The organism is Celeribacter baekdonensis (assembly GCF_900102315.1).
Lineage (GTDB): Bacteria > Pseudomonadota > Alphaproteobacteria > Rhodobacterales > Rhodobacteraceae > Celeribacter > Celeribacter baekdonensis.
In genome coordinates this window covers 227,023-236,437 of record NZ_FNBL01000006.1, presented here as the reverse complement: position 1 = coordinate 236,437, position 9,415 = coordinate 227,023, and the positions used below count along the sequence as shown (strand labels likewise).

The window sequence follows — 9,415 nt, the reverse complement described above, 5'->3', positions numbered from 1 at the left end:
AATGAAGGTTTTGGTACCAGTCAAACGCGTGATTGACTACAACGTGAAGGTCAAAGTGAAGGCCGATGGCACTGGAGTTGATCTTGCGAATGTGAAGATGTCGATGAACCCGTTCGATGAGATCGCGGTTGAAGAGGCCATTCGCCTGAAAGAGGCCGGCGTGGCCAGTGAGATCGTCGTTGTGTCGATCGGCGAGAAGAAATCCACCGACACGATCCGCAATGCATTGGCCATGGGGGCGGATCGCGGGCTTCTTGTGGTTGAGGAACAGGGCGTCGAGATCGAGCCGCTGGCCGTGGCCAAACTTCTGGCCAGGATCGTGGCTGAAGAGGCGCCTGAACTGGTCATTCTCGGCAAACAAGCGATCGACAATGACATGAATGCGACGGGTCAGATGCTCGCGGCCCTTTTGGGTTGGGGTCAGGCGACCTTTGCCTCTGAGGTGAACATCAAAGACGGCCACGCGGTTGTGACCCGCGAAGTGGACGGTGGGTTGCAGACCATTTCCGTGCCGCTCCCGGCGATTGTGACCACCGATCTGCGCCTCAACGAACCGCGCTATGCCTCGCTTCCGAACATCATGAAGGCGAAGAAAAAGCCTTTGGATGAAAAGACATCCGCGGATTACGGCGTCGATACCGCGCCGCGTTTGACCGTTGTGTCAACCGAAGAGCCAAAGGGCCGCGACGCCGGCATCAAGGTCGGATCGGTCGATGAACTGGTCGCGAAACTGAAAGAAGGAGGGCTGGTCTGATGGCTGTTTTGTGTCTTGCTGAAGTCACCTCTGGCGCAGTTGCGATGGATGCCACCGCCAAGGCGGTGAGCGCCTCCGCCAAACTGGGCGATGTGACGGTTCTGGTCTGTGGTCCTGCGGCCGCTGCCGATGAGGCCGCCAAAATTGACGGCGTGACCAAGGTTTTGGTCGCTGATGACGCGGCCTATGCCAATGGCCTGGCCGAAAACCTGGCCGCTTTGATCGTGTCTTTGGCGGGCGATTACGCGCATATCACCGCGCCCGCCACGACCACGGGCAAAAATGTGTTGCCGCGGGTTGCAGCCCTTTTGGATGTGATGATTTTGACCGATGTCACCTCCGTTGTGGATGCCGATACGTTCACGCGCCCGATCTATGCCGGGAACGCGATTCAGACGGTACGCTCGAAAGATGAAAAAAAGGTTATCACCTTCCGCACCTCGACCTTTGACGCGGCGGGCCTGTCGGGTGCGGCCGCGGTGTCGGACGTCTCCGGCGCGCATGATGCGGGCCTGTCACAGTTTGTCGAGGACAAGGTCGCGGTCAATGATCGCCCGGAATTGACCTCCGCCAAGGTCGTCGTCTCCGGCGGGCGCGGCGTCGGCTCCGAAGAGGATTTTGCGATCATCTCGGCGCTGGCGGACAAGCTCGGCGCCGCCGTCGGTGCCTCGCGCGCGGCGGTCGATTCGGGCTTTGCCCCGAACGATTGGCAAGTCGGCCAAACCGGCAAAGTCGTCGCCCCCGAACTCTACATCGCCGTCGGCATCTCCGGCGCGATCCAGCACCTCGCGGGCATGAAAGACTCCAAAGTCATCGTCGCCATCAACAAGGACGAAGAAGCCCCGATCTTCCAAGTCGCCGACTTCGGCCTCGTCGCGGATCTCTTCGACGCTGTCCCCGAATTGACTGAAAAGCTCTGAGCCTCGCATTAGAATGACAAAAGGCCCGCCAATCGGCGGGCCTTTTTTATGGGTATTGAACGCATTTTAATGCTTCAAAGATAACGCGCAATCGCTTCTTGAACGGCAGTCGCGGCTTTGGAATGGGCAACCGGGCCCAGCATTTCGCGGGCAGCGGGAGCGTCAAGGTCGGAATAGGCCATCAAGTCGTAGCCCTGCTCAACCTCTGCGCGGGTCGCCACCACCTCAACAATATCTTTGACCAGAGGACGAATGTCCTCAAGCATCTCTCGATTAACGAAAAGCGGATCGCCACTGATTTTGGCACAGGCGTCCTCATCATCGGGAGAATGATCCGACAGCCACAACAGCACCAGATCGCCCTGAAGTTTCTGCGCCATCGTCCGCATCCGTGCCACCCACGCGCCGCGCAACTCCTGTCGCACCATTTCAAACTTCTGCTCAGACACCGCTTCAAGGGTCTGAAGCAGATGGCGGGTAAAGTTGAAATCGGTGAAATCAATTTCGCGGTAGATCGTTTTCAACAGGGTCGAGGCCCGCAAAAAACGATCATTGCGGCGCGCATGAACCGCATAGAATCGGTTCGACATATTTTGTGCGCCCGCGATTTGAACCACTGTGGTTTTCGCATGGTGGCACAGGTCCAAAACCGTCTCATCATTCAGAAACACGTCGACGCCGGCGTTAACGCAGCCCAGATTGACGGTTTCGACCCCAAGCCCGGATTCAACAAGGTCCGGGAAGGGAAACTCAACATATTTGCCATAGGTTTCGGTTCCGCCGAGAAAGGCAACATAGGCCTCCTCAAGGTCCTTTGGCGGGCCGCGGAACAAAAGTTTCGATTTGCCATAGCGGCACGGATAGTAATTGAGGGAGCCTTCGCCCCTATTTTGGTAAGCCATGTGTCCACCCACTGGTTCGTTATTTCACCCACAGAGCAGAGTTGCAGATACAAGTTGCGAAATCGCTAAACCTTCAATTCAACATAAATTTTATAGGAAGACGCCCCCACCTTGCCCCTTGAACCGGCGCGCTGCGCATGCGTAAACTTTGGCACACAGACTGGCGACACATCCCAAGGGTAACAAAATGGACATCCAAAACATAGGCATCGTCGGTGCGGGACAAATGGGCAACGGCATCGCGCATGTGTTTTCGCTGGCGGGCTATGACGTGTTGCTCAACGATATTTCTCAGGACGCGCTGGATCAGGCGATTGTCACCATCTCGCGCAATCTTGAGAGGCAAGTGTCACGCGGCAAAATTGAGCAATCTGAAATGGATGCGGCGCTGTCTCGGATCTCAACAACGCTCAAACTCGAGGAGCTTGGGGTCAGTGACTTGGTGATTGAAGCGGCGACTGAGCGCGAAGATGTGAAGAATGCAATTTTCGAACGGCTTTTGCCCCATCTCAAACCAGAGACCATCCTGACCTCGAACACCTCGTCGATCTCAATCACCCGCTTGGCCTCACGCACGGATCGGCCGGAAAAATTCATGGGGTTCCATTTCATGAATCCGGTGCCTGTCATGAAGCTGGTGGAGCTGATCCGCGGCATCGCGACGGATGAACCCACCTATCACGCGCTTTTAAAAGTGGTCGAATCGCTTGGGAAAACCGCCGCCAGCGCCGAAGATTTCCCCGCATTCATCGTCAACCGCATCCTGATGCCAATGATCAACGAGGCGGTTTATACGCTTTATGAAGGCGTTGGATCGGTCAAATCCATTGATGAGTCGATGAAACTCGGGGCAAACCATCCGATGGGGCCGTTGGAGTTGGCCGATTTTATCGGTCTGGACACCTGTCTGGCGATTATGAATGTACTGCACGATGGTCTGGCCGATACGAAATACCGGCCCTGCCCGCTTTTGACCAAATATGTTGAGGCGGGGTGGCTGGGCCGCAAAACCCAGCGCGGATTTTATGATTATCGTGGCGAGACGCCCGTTCCGACCCGATAGAACGTCAGGTTTCGACATAAAAAGGGGCCACAAAGCCCCTTTTTCGCATCTGTTCCGGGTTTGGGTCAGTCCGTGCGACCGCCAAGCGCCAGAGTATGCGTCCGCATCCAAGCCATGAATTCGCGGGTCTTTTTCTGCCAATCGTTCAAATCATCCGGGGTCAATGGGTCGCCGATAATGGGCGATTGCGGCTTGTTGAGTGCATGGACGATTTCATGTAGCAAAAGCCCCTGACGGATGGTCGCAGAAATTTTATCGGCAATTTGATACAACCGCGTGTTCCGGCCCGGAAAATAGATCGGCAACACCGTCGCCCCCGACTTCAACACCATCTTGGCGGTGAACGGGTTCCATTCTTTTTCCTTCACCGGGCCAAACCATGTTTCAGACGACGCCACGGCCCCCGCCGGAAACAGGATGATCACCCCGCCCGCCTTCAATGTGTCCATCGCCTCGTTGCGCATGAGGATGGATTTGCGGTGACTGTCCTCTTCATGCGGGAAAGGTACCGGCAACATGAAGGGATCAATCTCGCGAATGCCGGTCAAAAGTGAGCGCGTCAGGATTTTGTAATCCGTGCGCACCTTGCCGATCAGTTCCGCCATCACCAAACCATCGACCAAGCCATGCGGGTGGTTTGCCACGACGACAAGCGGGCCTGTGGCCGGTATTTTGGCTATCTGCTCCTCGGGGGTGGTGACTTTAATCCCCATAACTTCAAGAGCTTGACTAAAGAATGGCTGCCCCATGGGCGTGCCCATACGTTCGAACCGACGGATGCGACGCAACAAGGGCAGCTTGCCGGTGATCCATTCAATGGTACGGATGACCACCACCTTTGAGGGATCCGAATAGGTCCCCGCATATGACAGACGCCGTCCGTCATATTTGATGAAATCCGCGTCGCCGGGCTTTGGCACGTGGGTCTCGGTCGCTTGGTCTTGCGGGTGAGCCACTTACATATCCTCGCCAAATCGGTCCTTGATCAGGGCCTCCAACGCATCTGCCAAGGCATCAGCATCGGGTCCCCTCGTTGACACGTCAATAGTGGTTCCTTTGGAGGCTGCCAACATCAAAAGCCCCATGATACTATCACCCGAGGTGCTCATCCCGTCTTTGTACACCTCTGCGCTGGCGTCAAATTCTTCTACCGTCTCGACAAATTTCGCCGAAGCGCGCGCATGAAGACCCTTCACATTGATGATCTCATGCGTTCTCGTAGTCGATGCCATGCCGTTTTCCTGTCGTTTTTCTTATTGTTATCAGCCAAGCACGTCGAAACTGTCGATGTACTTACGGCCCGCCTCTAAGGCATTTTTAACCGCTTCGCTGACCGTTTTGTGACGCGATTTTGCCAGCTTGATCAACATGGGCAAGTTTGCGCCGTAAATGATTTTACGATTGTCATGATGGCACGCCATCAACGACAGATTGGACGGGCTGCCGCCAAACATATCGGTTACGACCACCACACCATCTCCGGTGTCGACATCATCGGCCGCGCCGCAAATTTCCTTTTGCTTGGCCGATCGGTCATGATCCGGCTCAATAGAAATTGCCTCAACGCCCGTTTGCTTGCCCACCACATGTTCGACGGCCGCAAGGTATTCCTTGGCCAATCCACCATGCGCGACAATGACGATTCCGATCACGCGAGATTCCCCGATCACAGGCCGCTATGGCGGCGTTCCAATTCCCGATGCCTAATTGACACCTGCCAATCATGTTCCGCAAGGGCTTTGGATAGAATTTCAGCAAGCGTCACCGATCTGTGCTGTCCGCCGGTACAGCCAAACGCGATGGAGAGGTGTTTTTTGCCCTCTTCACGGTAGGCCGGCAGTAAAAGCAAGGTCAATTCCAACACTTTTTCGAAAAATGCCGCAAATCGCGGGTCTCGCTGAACATAGTCTTGGACCTTTGCGTCCATGCCATTCAGCGCACGCAGCTCTGGCTCCCAATAGGGATTGGCCAGAAAGCGCACATCAAACACCATATCGACGCCCCGTGGCATCCCGCGCTTGTAGGAAAAACTCTGCACCGTCAGGGCCATATCGGCCTGATGCCCCTCCGCAAACCAGCGTTCAATCTCGTCACGCAGCTGATGCGGCGTCATCTCGGACGTGTCGATCAAAATGTCCGCCCGCGCGCGGATCGGTGCCAAAAGGTCGATCTCCCGCGCCACACCGTCCTGCACTGTTTCCGCAGGGGCAAGCGGGTGACGACGGCGGGTTTCTGAATAGCGCCGGATCAGCACCTCAGGCGAACTGTCGAGATAAAGCACCTCAGCGTCATGATCGGGGTTGCGGGTCAATTCGTCGATCACCTCGATGAGTGCATTGACTGAAAAGTCGCGATTGCGCACATCCAAACCAAGCGCCAAAGGCCGCGTCAGCCCATGCGCTTGCAACAAGCGGGGCAAGATCGACATCGGCAGGTTGTCGATGACCTCATAGCCAAGGTCCTCAAGCGCGTTGATGGCCGTCGAGCGACCCGCCCCCGACGGTCCCGTGATCAAGACCACGCGGCGCTGGGATTTCGACTGTGGCAAAGGGCTGTCGTCAGAGCTCGTCACGCGCATCGGCCTCCTTTGAGCCATTGGACCAAAGCCGGGGCAAAATGGCGGCCTTCGACTTTGAAAAACAGGGGAATCGGGACCCCGATTAAGGCCCGTTCCCGCCGTGGGGGCAAGCGCTCCATTTCGACCTGTGACAGGTTGACAATGCCACAGATCCGCGCGGCGGGAATCGTCTGAGCCGCAAGCAACCCCATCCCGCGTGCTTCGATCATCCCACGGATCGGCGCCGGGGCGGTCGCGATCAGGCCCTCTTCCGATTTGGTCAAGATCGTGCGATCGTCAGACACAAGAGTGGCGCCATAGGCCATGAGTTCAAGCGCCAGCGTTGATTTGCCACTGCCAGAAGGTCCGAGGATCAGCAAAGCTCTGGTGTCCTCAAAAGCCACGCAACTGGCATGCAGGTTCAGGGGCGCGACCTCTGGGGCGTCGCAAAAAAGGCCGGTGCTGTCCTGCGCCGACCTTTGATCTTTGTCTGTCTCCTGGCCACTCACACTGGCAAGCCCACAACAAAGCGGGCCCCCAGCGGATCGGAGGTGATATCAGCATCGGTTGGGCGAATGTTTTCGGCCCAGATCACACCGCCATGGGCCTCGACGATCTGTTTCGAGATGGCAAGGCCAAGGCCGGAGTTGTTGCCAAACTGACCTGCAGGGCGCTCCGAATAAAAGCGTTTGAACACTTTGGACAGCGCCTGATCGGGAATGCCGGGACCGGTGTCTTCGACCACAATCAAAACGCGGCTGTCACGTTTGCGCACCCAAACACGGATCGCATCGCCGTCTTCACAGAACGAGACGGCGTTGGTGATCAGGTTGACAAAAACCTGTGCCAAACGCGCCTCAAGGCCGGAAATGACAATCGGTTTGTCGGGCATATCGGCGATGAATTCGATGCCTTTTTCCTGCGCCTCTTGCGACAGGTACTCGATCAAATTGGTAAGCATTTTGATGAGGTTGAATTCCTCTTCTTCCTCTTTGACCAATTCACTGTCGAGCCGTGACGCGTTGGAAATATCAGAGACCAGACGATCCAGACGACGCACGTCATGTTCGATCACATCGAGCAATTTGATCCGATGCTCTTCTTTCTTGATCATCCGCAGTGAACCAACGGCAGAGCGCAGACTGGCCAGCGGGTTCTTGATTTCATGCGCCACGTCAGCCGCGAATTGTTCGTTGGCATCAATCCGGTCATAAAGCGCCGACACCATCCCGCGCAAAGCAGACGACAGACGCCCGATCTCATCAGGGCGACCGGAGAGATCCGGGATGCGCACACGACCCGGAGCAACTTTGCGACTGTTTTTGTCGCGTCCGATTTCAGCGGCAGCGGCCAGATCGGCCAAAGGATTGGCGATGGTCGATGCCAAAACAAGGCTCAGGCCGATGGACACAAGGATGGCGATGACAAAAACCTGAAGGATTTGTTCGCGCTCAACCCGGACAAGTTCATCAATCTCACCCTCGCCCGAGGCAAGCCCAACCACGCCCAGCGTGCGCGTCTGCCCCTCCAGGTCGATGGTGATCGGCGCGGCGACAACAAAGAGGGCCGAGCCATTTGCATCATTGCCGGTTTTAACATGGATCTCATTTTGCAAAGCGCCAGGCACAAGAGGCGAGACATGCGCGGCGGCATCCTTGGGATCGCCGGTCTCTTTGGATTTTGTGAGAGTGATCATCGACCACACCCCGGTCAAAAAATCCGAAATCATCGTGGAACGCCCATCCCGACGCAACCCGGCCACATTGGCGGGGCGCACACGCGGCATCCCTTCGGTAGAGGCAATCAGAGCCCCTTCGGCGTCGTAGATAAAGACATTTTCGCGCAGCGGGATTTCAAGCACATTCAGCACGGATTGTGCATCAGAGGAGCCTTCGGTCGCATCCAACACACCATCCACACCTGCGGTCACTTCCAACATGTCAGCGATCAGGACGGCCTCTGTCACCATGGCCATTTCACGCTGGGTCACAAGACTGTCGCGAAACGGATTGAGATAGAGGATGCCCGCCACCATCAAAATGATGGCCACAAGGTTGAAGGTTATGATCTTTTGCGCCAGAGGAGAGCGATTGATCGCGATAAAGCGGCGGCGCTCCCGTTTGGCGCGCAAATCCGCATCCGAAATGCGCGGCGCAATCCAGTCATCCCCGAGAACGACGTCTGCGTCATCAGACGGGCGCTTTCCCGAGATGTCCATGCGCGAAGAAAAGGCCATTATTCCTCGTTGTACCTGTAACCGATACCGTAAAGCGTTTCGATGGCGGAGAATTCAGTGTCAACGGTACGCATTTTCTTACGCAGGCGTTTGATGTGGCTGTCGATCGTGCGGTCATCGACATAGACCTGATCATCATAGGCCACATCCATCAACTGATCGCGGGATTTCACAAAACCGGGACGTTGGGCAAGAGCTTGCAACAACAAGAATTCCGTCACCGTCAGCGTGACATCGCGGCCTTTCCAAGACACGGAATGGCGCAGCGGGTCCATTTCCAATTCACCACGCACAATCACCTTGGTTTCCTCGGTGTCACCGACTTCACCGCCTTCGATCACTTCCTGACGACGCAAAAGCGCGCGGATGCGTTCAACCAAAAGGCGCTGGGAAAACGGTTTTTTGACGTAATCGTCCGCGCCCATGCGAAGGCCCAGCACTTCGTCAATCTCATCATCTTTCGAGGTGAGGAAAATCACCGGCATATTGGTTTTCTGCCGCACACGCTGCAACAGGTCCATCCCATCCATACGCGGCATTTTAATATCAAAAACAGCCATATCGGGGAGACGTTTGTTGAACGCGTCCAAAGCCGATTGCCCGTCATTATATGTTTCCACCTCAAACCCTTCTGCCTCAAGGGTCATGGAGACGGAAGTGAGAATATTCCGGTCGTCGTCAACCAATGCGATGCGGGACATGTTCCGTTTCCTTCAACTGCTCAACTGGTTCATTTTTTTTAGCATAATCCGCGTTTCGCCAAGCCAAATCAAGCGAAACCGCGAATCACATGCATCAGCTATGACAATCCAAAACGAAAAGATTCAAGGAATGGCTAATTTGTCTCACCTTCTTGCGACAACGCCTTAAGTCTGGCCGTTTCACATTCTGCACTTCGGCTTGTTTACGCTAACTCCAACATGGTTGCGCTAACTCTTGATCTGGGTCCTGTTTACGGACGCGGCGAGCATGCTATAGCACGG

At 55.8% G+C, this 9,415-nt stretch carries 11 protein-coding genes; 3 read left to right on the top strand and 8 right to left on the bottom strand.

Features of this window, described 5'->3' with window-relative positions; translation table 11 throughout:
• The first annotated feature begins 1 nt into the window (after position 1).
• Positions 2-754 (top strand): electron transfer flavoprotein subunit beta/FixA family protein, encoded by a 753-nt coding sequence (locus tag BLT54_RS12385; RefSeq protein WP_074645428.1) that lies wholly within the window; start codon positions 2-4, stop codon positions 752-754.
• Positions 754-1,674 carry an electron transfer flavoprotein subunit alpha/FixB family protein gene (locus BLT54_RS12380; protein WP_074645426.1) on the top strand — a complete coding sequence of 307 codons (921 nt, stop codon included), beginning with the start codon at positions 754-756 and terminating at the stop codon, positions 1,672-1,674. Before BLT54_RS12385 ends, BLT54_RS12380 begins: the two co-directional genes overlap by 1 nt.
• Before the next feature lie 74 nt (positions 1,675-1,748).
• Here BLT54_RS12380 and BLT54_RS12375 read toward each other — a convergent pair whose 3' ends face one another.
• On the bottom strand, positions 1,749-2,576 hold the full coding sequence (locus BLT54_RS12375; RefSeq protein WP_074645423.1) for a DUF6473 family protein: 828 nt from the start codon (positions 2,574-2,576) through the stop codon (positions 1,749-1,751).
• Between the two features lie 187 nt (positions 2,577-2,763).
• Here BLT54_RS12375 and BLT54_RS12370 point away from each other — a divergent pair, with 187 nt between their 5' ends.
• Positions 2,764-3,639 (top strand): 3-hydroxybutyryl-CoA dehydrogenase, encoded by an 876-nt coding sequence (locus tag BLT54_RS12370; RefSeq protein WP_074645422.1) that lies wholly within the window; start codon positions 2,764-2,766, stop codon positions 3,637-3,639.
• Between the two features lie 65 nt (positions 3,640-3,704).
• On the opposite strand, the gene BLT54_RS12365 is transcribed toward BLT54_RS12370, so the two are convergent.
• From BLT54_RS12365 to BLT54_RS12335, 7 genes are all read right to left on the bottom strand, one after another.
• Positions 3,705-4,595, bottom strand: a complete 891-nt coding sequence (locus tag BLT54_RS12365; RefSeq protein ID WP_074645420.1) for a lysophospholipid acyltransferase family protein — start codon at positions 4,593-4,595, stop codon at positions 3,705-3,707.
• On the bottom strand, positions 4,596-4,871 hold the full coding sequence (locus tag BLT54_RS12360) for an HPr family phosphocarrier protein (protein ID WP_074645419.1): 276 nt from the start codon (positions 4,869-4,871) through the stop codon (positions 4,596-4,598).
• Positions 4,872-4,901: 30 nt separating this feature from the next.
• Positions 4,902-5,291 carry a PTS sugar transporter subunit IIA gene (locus tag BLT54_RS12355; RefSeq protein WP_009569902.1) on the bottom strand — a complete coding sequence of 130 codons (390 nt, stop codon included), beginning with the start codon at positions 5,289-5,291 and terminating at the stop codon, positions 4,902-4,904.
• A 14-nt stretch (positions 5,292-5,305) separates the two neighbouring features.
• A complete protein-coding gene (rapZ, locus tag BLT54_RS12350) occupies positions 5,306-6,217 on the bottom strand; it encodes an RNase adapter RapZ (protein WP_074645417.1) in 912 nt (303 codons plus the stop codon).
• On the bottom strand, positions 6,208-6,615 hold the full coding sequence (locus tag BLT54_RS12345) for an HPr kinase/phosphorylase (protein ID WP_425429335.1): 408 nt from the start codon (positions 6,613-6,615) through the stop codon (positions 6,208-6,210). Before BLT54_RS12345 ends, rapZ begins: the two co-directional genes overlap by 10 nt.
• Before the next feature lie 86 nt (positions 6,616-6,701).
• The gene (locus BLT54_RS12340) at positions 6,702-8,432 is read right to left on the bottom strand and encodes a sensor histidine kinase (protein ID WP_074645415.1); all 1,731 of its coding nucleotides are present in this window, start codon (positions 8,430-8,432) and stop codon (positions 6,702-6,704) included.
• Positions 8,432-9,133 (bottom strand): response regulator transcription factor, encoded by a 702-nt coding sequence (locus BLT54_RS12335; RefSeq protein ID WP_074645412.1) that lies wholly within the window; start codon positions 9,131-9,133, stop codon positions 8,432-8,434. Before BLT54_RS12335 ends, BLT54_RS12340 begins: the two co-directional genes overlap by 1 nt.
• Positions 9,134-9,415: the final 282 nt, after the last annotated feature.

Coding starts and splice junctions, on each gene's coding strand:
- BLT54_RS12385 (WP_074645428.1), top strand. CDS start 2: ATGAAGGTTTTGGTACCAGTCAAACGCGTGATTGACTACAACGTGAAG.
- BLT54_RS12380 (WP_074645426.1), top strand. CDS start 754: ATGGCTGTTTTGTGTCTTGCTGAAGTCACCTCTGGCGCAGTTGCGATG.
- BLT54_RS12375 (WP_074645423.1), bottom strand. CDS start 2,576: ATGGCTTACCAAAATAGGGGCGAAGGCTCCCTCAATTACTATCCGTGC.
- BLT54_RS12370 (WP_074645422.1), top strand. CDS start 2,764: ATGGACATCCAAAACATAGGCATCGTCGGTGCGGGACAAATGGGCAAC.
- BLT54_RS12360 (WP_074645419.1), bottom strand. CDS start 4,871: ATGGCATCGACTACGAGAACGCATGAGATCATCAATGTGAAGGGTCTT.
- rapZ (WP_074645417.1), bottom strand. CDS start 6,217: ATGCGCGTGACGAGCTCTGACGACAGCCCTTTGCCACAGTCGAAATCC.
- BLT54_RS12340 (WP_074645415.1), bottom strand. CDS start 8,432: ATGGCCTTTTCTTCGCGCATGGACATCTCGGGAAAGCGCCCGTCTGAT.
- BLT54_RS12335 (WP_074645412.1), bottom strand. CDS start 9,133: ATGTCCCGCATCGCATTGGTTGACGACGACCGGAATATTCTCACTTCC.